14 protein-coding genes are annotated in these 21,784 nt (G+C 45.1%); 9 read left to right on the top strand and 5 right to left on the bottom strand.

All coding sequences use genetic code 11. The annotated features are described in order from the left end of the window. Positions 1-24: 24 nt before the first annotated feature. Positions 25-216 carry a transposase gene (locus tag CHA6605_RS37030; protein ID WP_041547560.1) on the top strand — a complete coding sequence of 64 codons (192 nt, stop codon included), beginning with the start codon at positions 25-27 and terminating at the stop codon, positions 214-216. A gap of 125 nt (positions 217-341) precedes the next feature. On the opposite strand, the gene CHA6605_RS04490 is transcribed toward CHA6605_RS37030, so the two are convergent. The 4 genes from CHA6605_RS04490 to CHA6605_RS04475 form a co-directional block, all read right to left on the bottom strand. Next, positions 342-1,706, bottom strand: a complete 1,365-nt coding sequence (locus tag CHA6605_RS04490; RefSeq protein ID WP_015158360.1) for a 2Fe-2S iron-sulfur cluster-binding protein — start codon at positions 1,704-1,706, stop codon at positions 342-344. Positions 1,707-1,949: 243 nt separating this feature from the next. After that, positions 1,950-2,327 (bottom strand): hypothetical protein, encoded by a 378-nt coding sequence (locus CHA6605_RS04485; protein ID WP_015158359.1) that lies wholly within the window; start codon positions 2,325-2,327, stop codon positions 1,950-1,952. Positions 2,328-2,386: 59 nt separating this feature from the next. Then, positions 2,387-3,124: a DUF4079 domain-containing protein gene (locus CHA6605_RS04480; RefSeq protein WP_015158358.1), complete on the bottom strand. Its 738-nt coding sequence runs from the start codon at positions 3,122-3,124 to the stop codon at positions 2,387-2,389. 329 nt (positions 3,125-3,453) lie between these two features. Continuing rightward, complete coding sequence (locus tag CHA6605_RS04475) at positions 3,454-3,705, bottom strand: hypothetical protein (RefSeq protein WP_041547558.1); 252 nt, start codon at positions 3,703-3,705, stop codon at positions 3,454-3,456. 95 nt (positions 3,706-3,800) lie between these two features. On the opposite strand from CHA6605_RS04475, the gene CHA6605_RS04470 reads away from it, so the two are divergent. The 4 genes from CHA6605_RS04470 to CHA6605_RS04455 are packed head-to-tail and all read left to right on the top strand — an operon-like array spanning position 3,801 to position 8,825. Next, positions 3,801-5,033, top strand: a complete 1,233-nt coding sequence (locus CHA6605_RS04470; protein ID WP_051038692.1) for a TonB-dependent receptor — start codon at positions 3,801-3,803, stop codon at positions 5,031-5,033. A 22-nt stretch (positions 5,034-5,055) separates the two neighbouring features. Then, the gene (gene opgC / locus CHA6605_RS04465) at positions 5,056-6,231 is read left to right on the top strand and encodes an OpgC domain-containing protein (RefSeq protein ID WP_015158356.1); all 1,176 of its coding nucleotides are present in this window, start codon (positions 5,056-5,058) and stop codon (positions 6,229-6,231) included. Positions 6,232-6,268: 37 nt separating this feature from the next. Next, on the top strand, positions 6,269-7,552 hold the full coding sequence (locus CHA6605_RS04460) for a DUF3131 domain-containing protein (protein WP_015158355.1): 1,284 nt from the start codon (positions 6,269-6,271) through the stop codon (positions 7,550-7,552). Further along, complete coding sequence (locus CHA6605_RS04455) at positions 7,539-8,825, top strand: SGNH/GDSL hydrolase family protein (protein WP_157259785.1); 1,287 nt, start codon at positions 7,539-7,541, stop codon at positions 8,823-8,825. Before CHA6605_RS04460 ends, CHA6605_RS04455 begins: the two co-directional genes overlap by 14 nt. An 88-nt stretch (positions 8,826-8,913) precedes the next feature. Here CHA6605_RS04455 and CHA6605_RS04450 read toward each other — a convergent pair whose 3' ends face one another. Beyond that, positions 8,914-10,092 (bottom strand): response regulator, encoded by a 1,179-nt coding sequence (locus tag CHA6605_RS04450; RefSeq protein ID WP_015158353.1) that lies wholly within the window; start codon positions 10,090-10,092, stop codon positions 8,914-8,916. Between the two features lie 263 nt (positions 10,093-10,355). Here CHA6605_RS04450 and CHA6605_RS31260 point away from each other — a divergent pair, with 263 nt between their 5' ends. From CHA6605_RS31260 to CHA6605_RS04430, 4 genes are all read left to right on the top strand, one after another. Beyond that, entirely contained in the window at positions 10,356-14,258 is a 3,903-nt protein-coding gene (locus tag CHA6605_RS31260) for a GAF domain-containing protein (protein ID WP_015158351.1), read from the top strand. 247 nt (positions 14,259-14,505) lie between these two features. Next, positions 14,506-15,210 carry a response regulator transcription factor gene (locus CHA6605_RS04440; protein WP_015158350.1) on the top strand — a complete coding sequence of 235 codons (705 nt, stop codon included), beginning with the start codon at positions 14,506-14,508 and terminating at the stop codon, positions 15,208-15,210. Positions 15,211-15,560: 350 nt separating this feature from the next. Next, entirely contained in the window at positions 15,561-19,964 is a 4,404-nt protein-coding gene (locus CHA6605_RS33620) for a beta strand repeat-containing protein (protein ID WP_015158349.1), read from the top strand. Between the two features lie 169 nt (positions 19,965-20,133). After that, positions 20,134-21,606 (top strand): DUF3131 domain-containing protein, encoded by a 1,473-nt coding sequence (locus CHA6605_RS04430; RefSeq protein WP_015158348.1) that lies wholly within the window; start codon positions 20,134-20,136, stop codon positions 21,604-21,606. Positions 21,607-21,784 lie beyond the last annotated feature (178 nt).

The following is a 21,784-nucleotide window of genomic DNA, read 5'->3' as shown; positions in this document are numbered from 1 at the left end:
TAACAGTGGTTAAAATATGCTCGATTGTTTTTTACTAGCATCGCCGATACTCTCGAAAAGCATTTGCCAGAAATTGCTAATTACTTTTTGAGTAGAACAACAAGTGGAGTAACGGAAGGTATTAATACTAGAATCAAATTAATTGTCCGGCAAAGCTATGGCTTTAATGACTTCGATTCGATGCGAGAAAAATTATTAGCTTGCTTATTCAAATAATCTCCGTTTCACTCCGAGCATTTGAATAAGTTTAGCTTATCACTCCAAGTACGGGAGAGCCATTCGATCGCGAATATAGTCTAGCAGTCGTTGCAACACGATTAAATTATCAACTATCAACTAATCTACAAGTCGAGAACTACTCTTGCCGTCTTGGGATGAGAAATACAGATGAGTACCGAACCTCGATCGATCGTCGCACTTGGCTCTTCTTGATACTCCACTTCCCCTTCCGAAATCTTGCACATACAGGTGCCACAAACCCCCGCGCGACAGCTATATTCAGGACGCAGACCATTTGCTTCAGCGAACTCTAAAATCGTCCCTTCAGCAGGATTCCAAGTATGCGTTTGACCCGATTTACTGAAGACAACTTCCTTAGAATCGCTAGTTACCGTAGTTACAGATCCACCGACTTTTGCTGCTTTTGGCATTGCCTTAGCAAAAGATTCAAACATTACTCGATTGTCTGGCACCCCCCAATCTCTCAATCCAGATCTAAGCGCATCCATAAATGATGTCGAACCACACAGAAAATAATCGGCTTCAGTAGAACCACATAATTGCTGCATTTCTGGTGCCACAATATTTTGAATCAGAGCAGCATCGACATATCCTCGCTGGTGATAATGTCCGATGTCCATCACCATCGGCTGGCTATAACAGTAGATAACATGGAGATTGGGATGACTGGCAGCGAGGGCATTAATTTCATCGCGAAAAGCATGATTTCGGCTATCTCTAGCACCATGTAAAAACCAAATATGCCGCAATGGATTTAGTTGCGTCGCCGCTTTTGCCATACTAATCATCGGCGTAATTCCGACACCATTACTAATTAGTACCGCAGGCTGGGAATGATGAAGATTGAGTACGAATTTGCCAGCCGGAGGTTTCACCCAAATTATCGAATCTTCTTGAATGCGATCGTGCATAAAATTGGAAGCAATTCCAGGTGGTAAATCGGTATCGGCTGGTGCAAGTTCGCGCTTAATCGACAGGCGATAATAAAGCGGAGATTGATGATAATCAGATAGAGAATAAGTCCGAATTACTGGCTCGGTTCGCTCTGGCATATCGAGTTTTATCGTCAAAAATTGTCCGGGCATAAAAGCTGGAATTGGCTCTTTATCTTCAGGATATAAATAGAAAGAGGTAATATTATCACTGTCACTTATTTTCCGCATAACGATAAATTTTCGCCAATCATGCCATCCTAAATTTAATAATTCTCGATCGTCTAAATCGTTAGAGTCAACTTCATTATCTTTACGCTTACCCAAACTCAAACCGATCGCCGCACCAATTGCCGTACTCGCTAAGGAAGTGTAGACGACTAATTTATTTGCAGATTCGGGAGTTGGCTGCTTTGGAGGTTTAAATAATTCCAAGGCAAGTCCAGCGGGGATTGTGACTAAACTACCCAGAAAGATACCAGCCGCGATCGATCTCAGAATAGGATTGGAAATTTGTTTGATATTTTCTAGCATTTTCTAATTCCTCACTGGTGTATCTTCTTGCCAAGAGAATCAAATTAATGGGTTAAGTAGTTGGGTAAATTCTATGTTGGCTGTGAATATTATCGATCGAGATCGACGATCGTTTTAGAAGCTTTATCCAAATATCTGCGGCAATACATCTTGGCAAAATATAGATGGTGGACAATCAAGCCCACCATCTAGTTCGATCGAGAGAATAAGAATACTAAATTCTAGAATCGATCGCCGAGTATATTACTTAACTTCACTAGGCTTGAACCTAGCGATTTTACCTTTTTTAACTGCCACCACCACATCGTAAACAGTACAGAGCGAAAGCGTAGTGTCATTCTTTTTACTGTACAGATTAACTACCATACCCGCACCACCTGGTTGCACGCCAATTGGATTGAGATCTTGGGGATATAGTTTGCGAAGTAAATCTCCACTACCTGGTTTACCTTTAATCGCTGTAATTTGGTCGATCTTTGTTTGGGTGGTTTCAGTTTGAGCGATCTTGACTTCTTGGGCGGATGCTTGGAGCGAATTAGGTGCGAACGATTGGAAGGGAATGTTAGAAATTGCGATCGTACCTAGAGCGATTGCTGTCAGTAAAAAAGAAGTAGCTTTCATATTGTAAATCTTAGAATTGGATGGTTAATGTTACAAGTAAAATCAAGTACTAAGATCGACTATTTTGGGAGTGATGGTACAGATTGAGGTTGGATCGAGCAGTTTTTTTTGTCACATTCATATTTGTATAGCGATTCTACATAGGGCTTTTGCCAACTCAGTGGAATTTCCAACAAATCTCGCGTGCCAGTAAACCCCTGACCGATAAATAATAGTAGTGCCAAGCAATTGAGAATGATATGCACGTTGCGCCAACGATTGCTACGATCGCGATAAATATCTTGAATAATTGCTAATGAAAAAATCATTAACATCGCGGCAATTATCCCATAGTAATAATGGGAAACATACCATTCAGCTTCACGTCGATAGATCTCTGGTTGAGAACCCAGCACTACTAAGCCCATCCCCGTTAATGTGGCAAATATGCCCAGCCAAATCTTCTGAGTAGATCGATATAAAAAGAACAGAGAACCGCTAGTGGCAACGAACATCATCAGGAGAAATACCACCCGAAATGGTGATTTAATCCACGCTTGTTGTTCGAGGATTTTTGAGAAGATCGGATGTGCCAGCCCAATTAAAGACAGCACTACCACCGAGCCACTCAGCCATCGACCTAAATCTACGTGTTCTTTGCCCACAACTCCAGGAATTGAACTCTTCCCACCAGTTGCCACAGCTAGCCGTCGTTGACGGGTTTGCCATGCCATTCTTACTACCATGCCGATGAGCGGGAAAACTACGGCAACGGCAAAAATGGGATGCAATAGCAAGAATAGATCGTTGGCATTCATAAAAATACATCCACAGCGGAAGAGCGACTATTAACGTCAGTTACTGGTTTGTTTTCGAGTGGGGGATTGGGGAACATGGATGCTCCCGAAATCTCAACTTCTCAATCGAAAAACGATTTTAGTAGCTTTGGGTTATTAGTATCATCGCAATGGTTTTTTAAGCACGCCTGAAGTAAGATTGATAATTTCCTGAATTTTTGGATATGGATCTTTCAGCCAATTCTCAGCTAATTCTCAGAAACTTTCACAACATGTCAATTCACTGACATCGAACATAGCTACGACGACAGAAATCGGCAGCCGCCTATTGCCCTCGATCGATAGTGAAATTATGCTGGTGCTAGCCAGAGGACTAGATTCCGCAAATAAATGTGGAGATCGGATCTCGATTGGGGTTCGGTTTGGATCGTATTTCCAGGCGGCTCTATGACAAAACTAGGGCAACCCAGCTTGGTATCCCAGTTGTAGCCACAAAAGTGATGAAATGTGGATTCGGCTACCGCTCGTCCCAACAGATGACCCCGATCGTCTAGTTCGCGATTACTGTACAGATTGGATCGGTGCCAAGTCTGAAATACCAATTAAGGTAAATTTTGAGGGCATATTAGATACAGTCAGTTGCAAGTCGTAACTGAAGTTTAAATCTTAGTTAGTTGGCATGGAATCCATAATTCAGATGCAGAAAATGATGAACTTTCCAACAGTTTTCCGCCAGTATTTACCGTGGCAACAAATATTAATTACGGGTAGTGTATTTGCCCATTTTCTCCTCAAAACGACTGGATCGTCTGCCACGACTGCATCTGAGATCGAGCGATCTGACAAGATATCTTTAGCTAGCAGATCTTCCTCTCCACAACTGATTGCTGGCGCGGACAACTTTAATCCCGATCTAAAATTATCACCACTAAGGGAACAGATCCCAATTCCCTCATTACCCCCCCCAACTCAGTCAGCACCCTCACCTGGAGCTAATTCTGGTTCGGTTGAAGATATAGGTGTAAAACCTGCTCCAGTTGGAGTACCTTTTGTGGTGTTAGAGGGACTGCAACCCAATATCCGCAATGACTGGAATAATTCCGGTCAAGTTAACCGGACGATCGAATCAACTGCAATATTTCGACTTAATAATGGCGATTCCCTTCGGGACAGCAAAGCTGAACGGTTATTGTTCACCACTGGTTATAACACTTACGAACAGCCAGGAACCAACACTGTTACTAATATTCCCATCGGGGTTGATTGGGAAACCAAAATTGACTCGCTTAAAGTTCATTCGGGTGTCGGAGTCGATATATCGAGCGGCTCTACTACACCCAATTTTAATCTCAAAGTGGACTATCCCTTGACGACAGGTTTAACTGTATCTGCCGATCTTCAACAGGGGGCTTACAAATTTAATGCCAAAACGATCGAAAATAAAATCTCCGCACTCCGATATGGGCCATCGATCTTCTGGCAAATAGACAAAGATACATCATTATTTTCATCTCTAAAATTAGGAAACTACAGCGATAACAACCAAGAAACACAGTCATTCAGTCGGATCGAGCGCAAATTTGGTGAGTTTTCGATCGCAGGTAACTTATTTACCTGGAATTATCAAAATTCTACTGACAAAGGCTATTTTGCACCTCCAGATTTTCTAGTTTATACAGGGGAATTTGCTTGGGAAGGTAGCGTGATTCGAGATGTCCTCAATTGTCGGATCTCTGCTAGTGTCGGCGGACAGAATGTCAATGCCACTAGTTCTGATGCTGGTGGCTATCAAACCAAGTGTACTGCCAAGCTCTCGCCCAATTTTGAAGCGGATCTGGGTTATAGCTTCAGTAATGTCAAAACTAACGTGCCGATTAATAGTAATGCAAATAGCCAGTCTGTTATCGGTCAAATTCGGGTCAAGTTTTAGTTAAGTTAAAGTTGTAGATATTATGTCAATTATCAGTTCACCAGTTGAATCCCCAGATCTAACTTCAGTACCTACTAAGCGTAAAAAATTATGGCAATACGATCCCGAACTCTATGGGAAGCGGGATCTTCGCATCGATCTACTCCGAGGTTTGGCGATCGTGTCGATGGTAGTCAATCACTTAGAATGTCGCTCGTATTTTAATAATATTACCCAAGGACATATCTATGCAAGTTCGGCGGAAGGATTTGTCTTTTTATCTGGCTTTGTGCTGGGATTTGTAACCTGTCAACGAATTGATAAAATTGGCTTAACTTCTGCGATGCAGAAGTTATTAGAACGAGCCAAAGTGTTGTATTTTACTAGCTTTATCCTCATTGCAGGCTTGGGATTATTGAGTATTTTCGCACCAGGTATGACTCGACCGAGTTTCGATCGCGCACCTGGAGAATGGTGGCAAATTTTGCTAGCAGCCGCCACGCTCCACCTAGCTCCACCGATCGTCGATATCTTACAACTATACGTGTTGTGTTTATTGGCTTCTCCTGCCATATTTTGGTTGCTGCGGCGGGGACTTTTATTACCACTATTAACTACCTCTTGGACATTGTGGTGGATTCAACAGGTGCATCCCTATTCGTTTAGTTTTCAACCACTCGATCGCGCTCATCCTTACTTCGTATTTAGTACTTGGCAGATTCTGTACGTGCATGGTGTTGCTGCTGGTTATCACAAAGACAAGTTAGCAAAAATATGGAAACGCTTGCCCAAAATACCAGTGCTACTGGGAATGCTCGCGATCGTCATTGCCGCTTTAGTTGCCGCTCACTTCGATCTCCAACTCGGAACGTGGCCTGAGAAAGTGCAAGATCGCGCCCTATGGCTGCGGTTGACCGATCGGAGTACCAATGGCCCAATTCGATTAGTAACGCTGCTAGGGCTATTTTCGCTGATGTTTATGGCTGTGGATCGGTTTTGGATACCTTTGGATAAAACGCTGGGTAAGTTATTGATTCCATTAGGTCAAAACTCGCTATATGTCTACATTATTCATGTGCCACTGACTTTAATCTGGTTCGTGATTCCAGGTTTGATCCAAGGCAGTACTTGGCTCGTCAGTCTAGCTCAAGCGATCGCGATCGGTTTGTGTTGGTGGTTGGTGAAGAGGGAGGTTTTGTTTAAAGTTATCCCACGTTAATAGAATTCCGATCCGACTAGTCCCTAACTTCTAAATAATGGAAACAACACCTAGATCGCTTAATATTCGCTGGCAAGCTGCATTATGTATTGCAATTGGCTTAACTGGTATCGGTATCAGCCAATTATTAACTTGGCAAGAAACTAGTATCTTACCCGTACCCGTCTACCGCAAGATTCCACTTACGGGCGAAGATCGCCAACTTGCGCGGAATGCGTGGAAATATTTTGAAACCAATCGGCTGCCCACAGGACTTGTTTCCTCGGCGGCAAAGTTTCCTGCCACAACGATGTGGGATGTAGCTAGTCAGTTTGCCGGAATGATGGCAGCGCGGGAAATGGATCTGCTCTCGGCGGCTGAATTCGATCGCTGGATGGCTCAAGCTTTAGGTTCTTTAGCTAAAATGCCACTATATAAAGGCGAGTTACCCAATAAAGCCTATAATGCCGCCACACTTCAACCAGTCAACTATGGCAAATTGGATAAAACCGAGGAAATTGGCTTTTCAGCGATCGATCTCGGTAGATTGGCTCTCTGGCTGGATATTATCGCTAATCGCTATCCCCAACATAAAACTGCCTGTAATGCTGTTACAGCCAGATGGAAACTCACGCGCCTCGAAAGTGATGGAAATCTGATGGGTGTCCATCTTAACAAGGGAAAAGAAGAGTGGAATCAAGAAGGGCGACTGGGTTACGAGCAGTATGCCGCTTATGGCATGAAAAAATTAGGAGTAGTCGCAAAAAATGCCCTCAATCCTAAAGCAAATGAGAAAAATGTGGATGTGATGGGAGTGCCAATTCCTGCCGATACCCGCACTACCTACCATAACTATGTCACCAGCGAACCCTATGTTTTAGATGGGCTAGAAACTGGATTTAAAGCGTTACCTGTTGAATATGCCGGACGAGTATTGCAAGCGCAAACCCGCCGCGCACAGGCTACCGGACATTTTACCGCATGGTCGGAGGACAATCTCGATCGCGAACCCTGGTTTGTCTATAACAATGTTCATGTCGATGGTCAAAATTGGAAAAGTTTGACTCCATCCGGCAAAGATGGCAATAAATTTAGTACGAGCAGCACTAAGACGGCAACGTCTTGGCAGATGTTATTTCGCAATCGCTATACAGAACGCAATTATAAGGCTCTCCGGTGGCTGGCAGACCCCAATCGTGGTGTATTTGGTGGTGTATATGAAGGTACTCAAGAAATCAATCGATCGCTCACGCTCAATACTAACGGTCAAATCTTAGAAGCAATCCTCTATAGTCACATTGGTTCGATTCCCTTGGAGGACTGGGCGCGTGGGCAGAAATAAGAACGGGGAGACTGGGAGAGATCGATGGATTGTCAATAATTTCTGGGATCGGCAATGCCAAAAATCTCATTTGCGTAGCGTCTTTGGAAGAGACTCGATCCGCAGGCGTAAATATATGGCGGGGTATTTATTGGGATTATTAATTATTGGTATTTGCGTGCTGATTACTCAGCCACTAATTGCTAATTCATTACCGCAACCAACTTTGTCGAAAGAGTCCCAATCTCAACCCAAAAAATTGCCCAAAGTCGTCTTTTTTGGCTCTAGTTCTACGGTAGGGTTCGGGACGACTAGAGGCGATAGGCGATGGACAACGCTGCTATCGCGTTATTTGGGTTGGGAAGAGATTAATGAAGGATTGTCTGGATCGACGGTTTCTAACGCACTGCGGGAAAAAGAACTCGCATCGGTACCATCGGGACTAGAACGCTGGCGGACGAATGTTTTATCCCGTAAGCCCGATCGGGTGATAATTCTCTATGGTGTCAATGATGCGTTTCGGCGAATTAATTTAGGAACTGCGACGCAGCCCGGTACCTATAGTGGCGATTTGACGAAAATGCTGACGGGGATGGCGCAAGAATTTCAGCCGCGTCAATTAATTGTCAGCACCCCCCAACCCAATCAAGCGACACTCGATCGCCGTCAAGACTACGATCGCATTTTACAAGCAACTACCAGCCAAATCGGTGGTTATTTTATCGATGCTGGCAAAGAAGCCTTTCCACCCTCAGATCTCGCTGATTATTCGGCTGATGGTTTACATCTAAATAATTTGGGTCATGCGGTGTTTGCCTCCTATCTGGCAAACAAAATGGTCGATTTGGGATTAGAAGCAGCACCCCCACAAGCTCAGGGTGGTAATTCTAGCCCAGATCGAGTTCAGCCGTTACCTGGCGGTTTTTTCTATATCGATCTCCATCACCCCTTAACTTTCGGGCGAGTCAGATCGATCGAAGCCAAATGGTTAGCTCCCGGACGCGCGCGAATTGCGATCGTCCGTCCCGATGGGCGGGGCGGCTATGAAGCCATCTATCAAACTGCCATTTTTTATGTCACTCCTGGTACTGCTCGGATTGAGGTGCCAAACTGGTGGGTATTAGATGACGATCGATTGGCCGTCTGGACTGAGGGCAATTGCTTGAGTGGTTACCAACTCCCACCTCATAGTAACGGTCATCTAGCCATTGCTCAAGGTAATACGATCCGAGACATTCCCGCCAGTCGCGGTCATTTAGCACCCCCAGCTTTAGCAATTCGCACCATTCCCTAGAAAGGTGGATGGGTAGATAGACCCGCGATCGCGTGGGCATGTGCTGTTGGATCGCTGTCTTAGTGGACTCATCCACCCATCTACACCTCTACCCCTCCACCGATACCGTCGGTGTTTTTAACACAGACCCCATCATCGGCAATCGCTGTGGTACTAATGGTAACGTTAGGTAGACTGCCGTTTCCGCTTCATTAGGACCAGACAGTAAAAATACCCCATCATAATTATTAACAAGCTTCTTGACAATTTTTAAGCCTATTTTTAGTTCGCGTTCTTCGTATGTAGATGTATTTAATTGAATAGATTTTGTCATTTCTATCATCGAAGGTTTCTCAACATCTCGCTGATAATTTGTCAGTGAAAAATGAAACATATCATCAATAACTTCACCAAAAATTCTCGTGCGAGTACGAGGATTGATATTGCTAATTACGTATTCTATCAATTCATCGCATATCCACTGGAAATGGGTAGTATTTACAGCTAGTTGCGTATCTTCGACTTCGTAGATTATATTACCAGGTAGTGCTATTTCTTTAAATCGATTCTTTAGACTCTGCTCGACTATCGATTTGGGAATCGAGGCATTACCATAATTAGATTCTGGCCTTTCAGCTACGAGTTGTAGATAAAACCAGAATTTCTTCATTAACTTACGTAATTGTAATGTCGAGCGGTTGTTTTGGCCTAAAATATGGATAATAGCAGCCGTACTTAACTGTTCTATATTCTCAGTCAGATGCTCTGTGGTTTCCGAGATAATATCTAGCGGGCGATCGAATTCACAGGAAAACTCAGCAGCTAAATCTAAGCGAATTTCATTCAAATCATTTGTTAGTGAATGAATATTATGTCGCTGAAGTTTAGAGAAAGATTGAATCCGATCGTGTTGTTTTTTGATCCGCAGCATGGAGCTGACACGAGCGCGCAATTCAATCCCATTGACTGGCTTATTTACAAAATCATCGGCACCTGCGGTCAGACAGCGAGCTAAGTCCTCTTTACCAGACAGGGCTGTCACCATGACGATCGGCACAGATTGCCATTTAGACATTGCCTTAATCTGTTTGCATACTTCAATTCCATTGAGACCGGGCATCATCACATCAAGCAAAATGACATCAGGGTCGAATTTATCTAGTGAAGCGATCGCGTGTTCGCCGCTAATCGCATAATGCAACCTATAATTTTCCCCAGGTAAAAGTGATTGGATCACATCAAAGTTGTCTGGTTCATCATCGACAATCAGAATGGAATAGGTATTCATGGAAAATTACTCGATCGTACATCTTGTCTATCTTTAGTAGGATACCCAGATCGACACCTAAATTAACTCTCTTATACTGGCAATTCCCGATCCAGGAGCGAGCATAAAATGTATCGCTATCGGACAAGATTATAAGTTTAGAATAAGCTTTAGAAAGTTTTTCGGGAGTAACGAGCGAGCCACGTAACACGATTGGCTCAATTTTGGTCATTTTGAGTTTGAGTCAGGGCACTCTAAAAACAGAGCATCCTTTGCACAAACAAATGCTAAATTCTTTTCCACTCCTCACTCAATCCGAGCCGAATTCGGCACTAGTAACACATCTGTGGCACAGACTAGTCTATCCACCTCTGATTATGCCCCCCGATCGGACTGTGAGGGAGGCAATCTCTCTGATGAAGGGGATTCGGATTGTCTGCGAACCAGGAAAAGCTACTGCTAAACCGGACAAATTACAGTTCCAAGTGATATCGAGTTGCGTCTCGATCGTCGAGAGCGGACGACTTATCGGCATCCTGACAGAGCGAGATGTCGTCAGGCTGATTGCTGAGGGCAAGGACTTGAGTAGTCTAGCAATCCGCGATGCGATGGCCGCAAAAACTGTCACCCTCAACGCCGCAGATTTTACAGATATATCTGTAGCTATCGATCTCCTCCATCGACACCATATTCTCTATTTACCAGTGGTTGACGATCGCGATTGTTTAGTGGGAATAATCAGTCAGGAAAGTCTCCAGTATCATTTAACTGAAACCTTGAATGCCAAGGTATCAAAGTCAGAAACACAAAAAGTTCAATTACTGGAACATCGCATTATCGCCCTAGCGGAGCAAGTTGAAGAACAGACTGTCCGATTGAAAGAACGAGAGGCTCAACTTCAAGAATCGCAGCAATTTCTCCAAACTGTCATCGAGACTTTTCCACTTGCGATATTTTGGAAGGATCGAGAATCTCGCTATTTAGGTTGTAACCATAACTTCGCCCAAGATGCTAATTTAAACTCGCCTACAGAAATTGTTGGTAAAACTGACTACGATCTTTGCTGGGGAATCGCTGAAGGTGATGCTTACAGCGTAGACGATCGGCACATAATTGCAACGGGTAGACCAAAGTTAGGGAAGATCGAGACACAAACAGCCATCGATGGTAGTTCTCGCTGGATCGAGACAAATAAGATGCCAATGCGTAACTGTAATGGTGAGACAATCGGCCTAATCGGAACTTACCAAGATATTACCGAGCGCAAACAAACAGAGGCTCAATTATTCAGACTATCCGAACGGTTATCGTTATCGCTCAAATCTGGCTCGGTCGGTTGTTGGGAATGGGACATTATCAGCGGTCTGCTAATTTGGGACGATCGGATGTACGAACTATATGGCAGCGAAGGCTCTACGCGAGACTCCTCAATTAGCATGGCTTACGATACATGGGCTAAAACTATCCATCCCGAAGATCGCCCTGCGACCGAAGCTCTCCTAGCTCAAGCTCTCTTGGGAGAAGCAGAATACGACACGGAATTTCGAGTTATTCATCCTGACGGTAGCATTCATTTCATCAAAGCTTATGGGTTGGTGCAACGGGACGCTCTCGATCGTCCGCAAAGTATGACGGGGATTAACTTTGATATCACTGCTGCCAAGCATGACGAACTGGTGCGCCAACACAACGAACAAATGATTCGGCAGCAAGCCGAACGAGAATCGGTACTGCGAGAAATCACCCAACGAATTCGGAAATCTTTAGATCTCAAGACTATTTTTGAGACTGCCGTTAGAGAGATTCGGCATTTTATGGAAACCGATCGAGTGGGCATATTTAAATTCAACTCCGAGCTAAACTTTGATGATGGTAAATTTGTTGCTGAATCTGTAAATATGCAGTTTCAATCAATTTTGGGAGTAGAAATTGAAGATCCTGGTTTTGGTGAAAGGTTAGCACATTTTTATCAAAAAGGTAGGATTAATGCGATCGAAAATATTCATGCGGCTGGACTGGGAGATTTTGAGGTTGAGGTTTTAGCAAAATTTCAGGTGCGCTCGAATTTAGTCGTACCATTGCTCAATGGCCCGATGTTGTGGGGTTTACTCTGCATACATCATTGCTTTGCAGATCGCTCTTGGCAACAAGGTGAAATTAATTTTGTCAAACAAATTGCCGAACAGATCGGCATTGCCATCCAACAAGCCACCCTCTATGAAAAAGTCCAGTTAGAATTAGAAATCCGTTGGCAAGCAGAAGAAGCGATCGCGATCCAACTCAGACAGCAGAAAGCATTAGCCGCACTCGCACAGCAAATCCGCAACTCGTTGAATGTAGCCGAAATTCTGGCAACAGCAACCGAGCAAGTAAAAGAATTAATGATGGTCGATCGAGCGAGTATTTTTCAAGTATCTCCTAACGGTCATCTGCGAGCAGTCGAAGAAGTTGTCTCGCCAGAATATCCCCGCGCACTAGACCGAAATTGGGATAATGAATATTTAAGCAACGAAGAATTTGAATTTTACTTAGATGGCAACCCAAATGTGGTGTTCGATCTCAAGCAAGATCCTCGGTCGGCACCTTTGCAAGCCTATATCGACCATATCGGTGTTAAATCTAAAATTGTCGTACCGATTTTGCTATTATTTGGCAACAGTGCAACCGAACAGGAAATTGAGACATGGGATGAGCCACATTTATGGGGATTGTTAAGCGTCCATTCTTGCCGCACTCATCGCTGCTGGCAGGATACCGAAGTTAAATTAGTCCAGCAAGTCGCCGATCAACTCGCGCTGGCTATTCATCAAGCAAGTTTGTTTGAGAAATTACAGCAAGAACTAGCAGAGAGACAGCAAGCACAGACGCAACTACTAGAAAGTAACCAACAACTTGCCGTCTCCAACCAAGAACTTGCTCGTGCTACTCGGCTCAAAGATGAGTTTTTAGCAAGCATGAGTCACGAACTTCGCACCCCACTCAATGCGATCTTAGGGCTGTCTGAAAGCTTACAAGATGGGGTGTTTGGTAATATCAACGAGCGACAACAAAAGTCGATTATCACGATCGAAAAGAGTGGTAAACATCTATTAGCTTTAATTAACGATATTCTCGATCTGTCTAAGATCGAAGCAAACAAATTCAATCTGGAATTGACCGAAGTATCGGTTCAATCTCTATGTCAAAATAGTGTGTTATTTATTAAAGAACTCGCACACAAACGGCAAATTAGATTGCAGACTCAACTACCAGAACAACTCAAACATCTACATATTAGAGTAGACGATCTTCGCTTTCGTCAAGTCTTGATCAATTTACTCAGTAATGCAGTTAAATTCACCCCTGAAGGGGGTAACATTACATTGGATATACGGGTAGGATTGGCAAATGGGAAAACCGAAAAACAAGCAGTAAATGAAGCCGTTGTAGCAACAGACGCAGACACCTCAATCGATCGACAATCGTCTGTACCTGTGTGGCAAATTGCCTTCTCGATTATCGATACCGGAATTGGGATTGCTCCCGAAAATATGGATAAGCTGTTTCAATCCTTTATCCAAATTGATAGTAGTCTCAGTCGTCAGTATGCAGGGACGGGACTAGGATTGTCATTGGTCAAACGGATTGTCGAAATGCACGGCGGTACCGTATCGGTTCAGAGTGAAATCAATCGGGGCAGTTGTTTTACGGTTTATTTGCCATTGGAGCCAAGTCTAGAGATGGCATTTACCCCATCTCCTCTCCCATATCCAATTGCTTCAGATCCCGTTCCTGACGAAACTTTAGTGGTACCGTCTCAAACCTCGATTTTGTTGGTGGAAAATGATGAGGGCAATATCGAAACCATGACTACTTATCTTCAAAGTCGGGGCTATACGATCGCGGTAGCTGAAAATGGTCGTCAAGCAATTTCCTTTCTGGAAAACTGCACCAAAGATCTAACTCAAGGCCACCCTCCTAACATCATCTTGATGGACATTCAAATGCCAGGAATGGATGGTTTCGAGGCCACTAAGCACATTCGTCAGATTCCTATATGTGCGACGATTCCCATCATCGCTTTGACGGCTCTAGCGATGCCTGACGATCGCCAAAAATGCTTAGATGCTGGAGTCGATCGATATCTAGCTAAACCTGTCAAACTCAGTCAATTAGTAGCGACGATCGAAACACTGATCGATAAGTGAGTTAAGCTGTTACTCATTTAATTTACTTACCTCCTCCCCGCTCCCTGTCTTGTCTCTCGCTCCCCGCTCCCCGCTCCCCACTTTCAAAAAATCTAATATGTGATTTAAATGTTCGACAGCTTAGAGCAAGGTAGTTAGGATTGGGTGTTTTCCAGACAGATGTTTAAACCTTCTTTCAAACTAATATATAGCATATAAGTCTTGCTCTATTTTAGATGTATGGACTTATAAGATATTTAAAATAGATATGAATAAAATTTTAATTATTGAAGATACTGATGATGTCAGACATAATATTCAAGAAATTTTAGAATTAGAAACTTTCCAAACACTCGTCGCTGAAAACGGTGAGATTGGGGTAAAGTTGGCTATAAAAGAGTGCCCAGATCTAATAATTTCGGATATTCTGATGCCAGTAATGGATGGCTATCAAGTCCTAGCTGCTTTGCGGAATCATCCAGAAACAGCAATTACACCATTTATCTTTTTGACTGCACAATCCGTCCACCAGGATCGCCGCCAAGGAATGGAGCTAGGCGCAAATGACTATTTGACCAAACCTTTTACTGGTGATGAATTATTAAAAGCCGTTCGCGTTCAGCTAGAACGCAGTGCGAGAACGATGGAGCATTATTTTAATAGACATCAAGAATATCAAAACTTCAGCAAGAAAATTCAAAATCTCCAAACTTTCAATCAAACAAAAGATCGCATTTTTGAAAGTTTTACAGCCGAATTACGACAAACGGTGACTAAAATTAGTGTGGCCTTAACAACAGTTCAAAGCTTGCCAGATGGAGCTACCCGCGATCGACATTTAGAGATTTTGCGAGCTGAGTGTCAGCAAGAAATTAAATTGCTCAATGAAGTAGAAGGTTTGCATAAATTTTTAACGCCAGACAATGTGAGTTTTCTCAAGCAATTTAATCTATTCAATGGCGGTGGTAATTAGATAAGATCGATCGCTAATATTGAGGGTATGGGCAATTTATGAGTTGCCCATACCCTGATTTTTTGCAAGCATTCCATATCTAAATACAGCAACATCTTCAATGAATGCGATCGACATCCGTTCTTTGTGTGCTCCCGATCTTACGTAGAAAATATTGGCTCTGTTATTGGGTTCCGGAGCTTACTGAGAGACGTTCTAGTATTTGCACTTAGAAAAAGATTGGTAGTTTCAGCATGTCGTACACCTGTGAAATCGAGATATAAAAGTCTGGTGAGCGGCTCGATCGAATATTGTTCGGTGGCTGCAAGCGGTGAACTATTTTAATTATTCAGTTATAGGCTCGGCAGACAATGGCATCATCTAATTTAACTTTTATCGTCGGTAGCAATAATGATGACAACCTCTATGGAGATAGTAATAATAACTTCATCGTCGGCATGGCAGGTGACGATACGATCCAAGGTGGTGTCGGTAACGATACGCTGATTGCTGATGATGGCGATGACTGGGTAAATGGCGACCACGGAGATCGGACTGGTTGGGTAAAAGATGCTGCGGGTCAGTATGTCTATATCGGCGCGATCGATTCGACTGGAAATGGCTTTACAACTACCTCCTCCACTGGTACTGACCAGTATGATGACATCATCATTGGCGGTAATGGCGATGATGTACTCCTCGGCGATTTGGGCAAAGACTCGATCGAAGGTGGCGCAGGTGACGATCGAATTAATGGCGGTGAGGGCGATGATTATTGGCTCGATGGCGGCGAGGGCGACGATATTATTAATGGCGATGCAGGCGATGATATCCTCGCTGGTGGTAATGGTGACGATATCCTCAATGGCGGTACTGGCAATGACAAATTGATGGGTGGTACTGGTACCGATTTGCTGCAAGGCGGTACGGGTAATGACTACCTCGATGGTGGCGAAGGTAATGATGTTTTAGATGGCGGCGAGGGTGCCGACCATCTCAAAGGTGGTTTGGGCAATGATAAACTCATCGGTGGTGATGGCAATGATGTCCTCGAAGGCGAAGTAGGTAACGATACCTTAATTGCTGGAAATGGCGATGACTATCTCGTCGGCGGTACTGGTAATGACACTCTCTATGGTGAAGCTGGTAATGATGTTTTAGATGGCGGCGCAGGTGACGATATGCTCATGGGCGGTGCCGATAATGACACGCTATTGGGTGGTGTTGGCAAAGACTCGCTGCTGGGCGGTACTGGTAACGACTACCTCGATGGTGGTGATGATAATGATATCCTCTGCGGTGGCGATGGTGACGACCATCTCAAAGGCGGTGCAGGTGACGACTCGATGAATGCTGGGGCAGGTAACGATCTCCTCGAAGGCGGTACTGGCAATGATTTCCTGATCGGCAACCTGGGTAACGATCGTTTACAAGGTGGCGAAGGTGATGATAAGTTGCAAGGTGATGAGGGTAATGACTACCTCAATGGTGAAGCTGGTAACGATCTCTTAATCGGTGGTAACGGTGATGATACTTTAATGGGTGGTGTTGGTAACGATACCCTCTATGCTGAAGCTGGCAATGATGTCTTAGATGGTGGCGATGGCGACGATATCGTCGATGGTGGCGCAGATAATGACAGTTTACAAGGTGGTATTGGTAACGACACTCTCTATGGTGGTGACGGAGACGATATCCTCGACGGTGGAGCCGATAACGATGCTCTTTATGCTGACGCTGGTAATGATAACCTGCGCGGTGGTGCGGGTGACGATTTCCTCGATGGTGGGACTGGTGATGATGCTCTCGCTGGTGAAGATGGTAACGATACTCTCGCTGGTGGCGATGGCAATGATTACCTAAATGGTGGTGCTGGCAACGATCTCCTCTTTGGCGGTACTGGTAACGATGTTATCGAAGGGGGTGCTGGCGAAGATCGGATTTACGGCGGCGAAGGCAACGATGGCTGGCTATCCGGTGGCGATGGTAACGATACAATCTATGGTGAAGCTGGTAATGATGTCTTAGATGGCGGTGCTGGCGATGACATTTTGGATGGTGGTATTGGCAACGATGTCTTGATGGGTGGCGTGGGTAACGATACTCTCTCTGGTGGCGAGGGTGATGATACTTGGCTCGATGGCGGTGCTGGCGACGATATTGTCTCTGGTGGTGTCGGTAATGATGTGGTTGCAGGTGGCGCGGGTAACGATCTCGTCTCTGGTGACGCAGGGAATGACACGATCTTAGGGAATGAAGGTGACGATCGCTTGTATGGTGGTGAGGGTAACGATATCGTCGATGGTGGCGATGGGGTAGATCTTCTCGATGGCGGCATCGGCGATGACATGCTCAAGGGTGGTGCTGGTAATGACACAATTACTGCTGGCGATGGCGTAGATATCGTCGAAGGCGGCGATGGCAACGATATCATCGATGGCGGTGCTGGTAACGACAAAATGCTCGGTGGTGGTGCTGGTAATGACACTATTACGGGCGGCGAGGGTAATGATTCCATCTTTGGTAATGCTGATGCGGATAACCTCAGTGGCGATGCTGGCGATGACTATCTCAACGGCGGCGATGGTAATGATGTCCTCGCTGGTGGTGAGGGTAAAGATGTCCTCGAAGGCGGTACGGGTAACGACACCCTCGATGGTGGTGCTGGTAACGACGGCTGGCTAGCTGGTAACGAGGGCAATGATACGATCGATGGTGGCATTGGCGATGATGTCATCAGCGGTGGTGCGGGTGTCGATCGATTACAAGGTGGCGCGGGCAATGATGTGTTATTCTTTGATGCCGATGATGCTAGCGTGCTCGGTGGTGAGGGTTACGATACGGCGATTGTCGAATCTACCGCTGGAGCTACTTTAGATTTAGGTGCGACGAACATCGAAGTTGCCTATGGTGCTAGTGGCGATGACACTTTCACCAACTCTGGTACTGGTAGTGTCTCAATGCACGGAGAAGGTGGTAATGATACCTTAACTGGTGGTGCTGGGCACGAGAGTTTCTACGGTGGAGATGGTAACGATACTATTAATGCTGGCGCAGGTAACGATATCCTCGATGGCGGCGCAGGTGATGACAAACTTGAGGGTGGCGACGGTAATGATACCTTAACTGGTGGAGCCGGAACCGATCTTCTCAACGGTGGCGCGGGTAATGACGTCCTCAATTTTGATAGTCAAGATACCATCAATGGTGGCACGGGTTACGATGTGGCTCGCTATCAAGGCAGCACTGGCATTACCCTCAATCTCGATGCTACCAGCATTGAAGAAGTAGCTGGCGGCGCGGGTGACGATGTATTTACCGCTACCTCTGCTACCGCATTCAAAATGTTTGGTTACGCTGGCAATGACACGCTCACCAGCGGTACTGGCAACAGCGAACTCTTTGGTGGCGATGGTAACGATACCATTACTGCTGCTGGCGGTACTAATATCCTCATGGGTGAAGCTGGTAACGATACAATTACTGGCGGTACTGGTGCTGACTCGATCGATGGTGGGATTGGTAACGATATCCTCGATGGTGGGGCGGGAAATGATGTCCTCAAAGGTGGTGCTGGTGCCGATATCCTTACTGGTGGTGCGGGTAACGATACGCTCTACTTCGACAGCGAAGATACCATCAATGGTGGCTCTGGCTACGATATTGCCTATGTCGAAAATGGTAATGCTGTAACCCTAAATCTCGAAACTACCAGCATCGAATCCGTCATCGGTGGGGTGGGTAATGACAATTTTACCGCTACCACTCTAACCGTCAAAATTGCTGCTGGTGCGGGTAATGACACCATTACTACTGGCACTGGTAACGATAATCTCGACGGTGGTAGCGGTGACGATTCGATCGACGCTGGCAATGGTAATAATACTATTCTCGGTGGCGATGGTAACGACAGTATCACTAGCGGTAGCGGTAACGACTCGATCGATGGTGGTGCCGGGAATGACATGATTCTCTCAGGTGGCGGACAAGACACTATCAAAGGTGGCGACGGGATCGATACCATCTACGGTGGTGCCGATAACGATACCCTCAAAGGTGGGAACGGTAATGACTTCCTCTACGGGCAAGATGGAGACGATCTCCTCTATGCCGAAACTGGCGATGATTTGCTCGATGGTGGTGCTGGTAACGATAAACTCTATGGCAGTAACGGCAATAACCAACTCTTCGGCGGTACTGGCAACGACGAACTCTATGGTGTAGCTGGGACTAATATTCTCGATGGTGGCGACGGCAACGATAGTATCTTCGGCGGTACTGGCGTAGACAATATCTTCGGTGGCTGGGGTAACGATTTTATCTATGCTAATGCTGGTAACGATAATCTCGATGGTGGCGACGGTGACGACTATCTGGTCGGGCAAGCAGGTAATGATATCATCTTTGGTGGCAATGGTAATGATGTCTTAGTCGGCATTGGGGCTACCGATCTCGGTCGCGGATCGATCGATATTCTGACTGGTGGAGGTGGGTTCGATCGGTTTATCTTGGGTGAAGTCGGCAAAGTCTACTACCATAGTGCCGATCCGCTCTTTGCTGGGGCGAATGACTACGCTCTAGTTACCGACTTTAGTGCTGCTGACGATATCATTCAACTCAGCGGTAGTGCTAGTGACTACACATTGGGTTCCGCGATCTCTGGCATCAATGGTGTTGGGCTGTACCGCCAGTACGGTACGGGGAACGAACTGATTGGGATCGTGCAAACTGCTGACACACTCAGCCTCACTAATACCTATTTCAATTACGTCTAGTTTGCCGAAGCTCGATGTCTAAAATCGATCGTATCCCCAACTTTTTCCAAAAAGTCGGGGATATCTTGAGCCGCACTGAGTGACAATAATTTCCAATTTGTCACCTGCGGTAAATTTTTTTGAAGCCAATGGGCATAATAAAGCAGGACACTACCAGAGTAAACACACCATGAGTTCTGATTTTAAGCCACCACCGTTGGGATGGTCGATACTCTCTGCGGTAGGTGGAATTATCACGGTAGTTGCGGCGATTTTTGGGTTGGAAAACTTGGCTGCGTATCTCCGTCAAACAGATGCTTTATTAGCGGCTAAATCCAGAACTGCTACAACCCAGGCTGGTGAAATGAAAGCAGTAGATAAACTAACAGATCTCGATACCCGATCGATCTCCAATCCTGGCTTACCCCTCCCACCAGCCGAGATGTCTGCTAGACTGGCACTAACAAATATCAGTGCCAGTACTTTGACACCAGCCGAAATCGCGATGGCGCGTCAAGCTTGGGCATATTTTCAGAAAAATTGGCAGCAAAAAACTGGTTTAGTCAATAGCGTCAGCGGCTTTGAATCAGTAACGATGTGGGATCAAGCTGCTGCCATTGCCGCTCTGGTTAGTGCCAAAGAACTCAATCTAGTTTCGGCGACAGAATTTCAATCCAAAATGAGCCAAACGCTCGAAACATTGGCAACGCTGCCATTGTACAACGGGCAATTGCCCAACAAGGTTTATAACTCCAAAACATTAATCCCCGTCAATTACGGTCAAATTACCAAGCGCGAAGAAATTGGCTGGTCGGCGATCGATCTCGGACGGATGGCCATCTGGCTCAAAATTGTCGGTTCTAAATATCCCCAATTAAAACCCCAAACTGAAGCCGTTTGGAAACACTGGCAAGTCCAACGACTAGTTAAAGATGGTCGGATGTACGGAACTGCCGTTACCGATGGTAAGGAACAGTATAACCAAGAAGGTCGCTTGGGTTATGAAAATTATGCTGCCTATGGTTTGAAATTGTGGGGTTTAAATGTTAATAAAGCCTTAGATACCAAAACTAATACGGCTTTTATTGGCATCTACGGTCAAGGTGTACCCTACGATAAACGTGATTTTAACAATTCAGGTGCGAACAATTACGTCCTCAGCGAGCCGTACATTCTCGATGGAATTGAAACTGGATTTCAATCCTTACCCAAAGCCTATGCCGATCGAGTCTTAGCCGCGCAGGAAGCCAGATACATGGCGACCCAACAATTGACAGCCGCGACCGAAGACAACCTCGATCGCGCTCCTTATTTTGTCTATAATTCTGTATTTGTCAATGGTAAATCTTGGGCAAATATTTCTGACAAACGCCAAAATTATCCCGAATTAAGATTCCTGAGTGCCAAAGCCGCGATCGGCTGGCACGTATTATACAGCAGCGACTATACCCAGAAGTTATTTAGCTTTGTCGAAACTAATCTCAAAGCTGATGGTGGTTGGTACAACGGTTATTACGAGGTTTTAAAAGCACCGAATAAAGCCCAAACAGCTAATAATAACGGCGTGATTTTACAAAGTTTACTCTACAAAAAAGTCGGCAAACCATTAACTATCTGGGCGGGGGTGGCATCACCTAAAAGGTCTACTACAGCTAAACCCTAACAATCTCCCTCAATCTCTCTTGAATTCTCACTTTAGGGGCGGTGCTTCGTGCCTACCCTGCATCGATGTCGATTGCAAAATATCGCTCCTTGTGCGATCGCAGATGGTGAAGGTGCCCAAAGGTTAGGGTAGGTAGATCCCCGCAACCACCAGAAATATTATTTAATTCTTATTCATA

This window comes from Chamaesiphon minutus PCC 6605 (genome assembly GCF_000317145.1).
GTDB classification, from domain to species: Bacteria; Cyanobacteriota; Cyanobacteriia; order Cyanobacteriales; family Chamaesiphonaceae; genus Chamaesiphon; species Chamaesiphon minutus.
The sequence above is the reverse complement of the archived record's forward strand: the minus strand, read 5'-3'. Positions and strand labels throughout refer to the sequence as shown.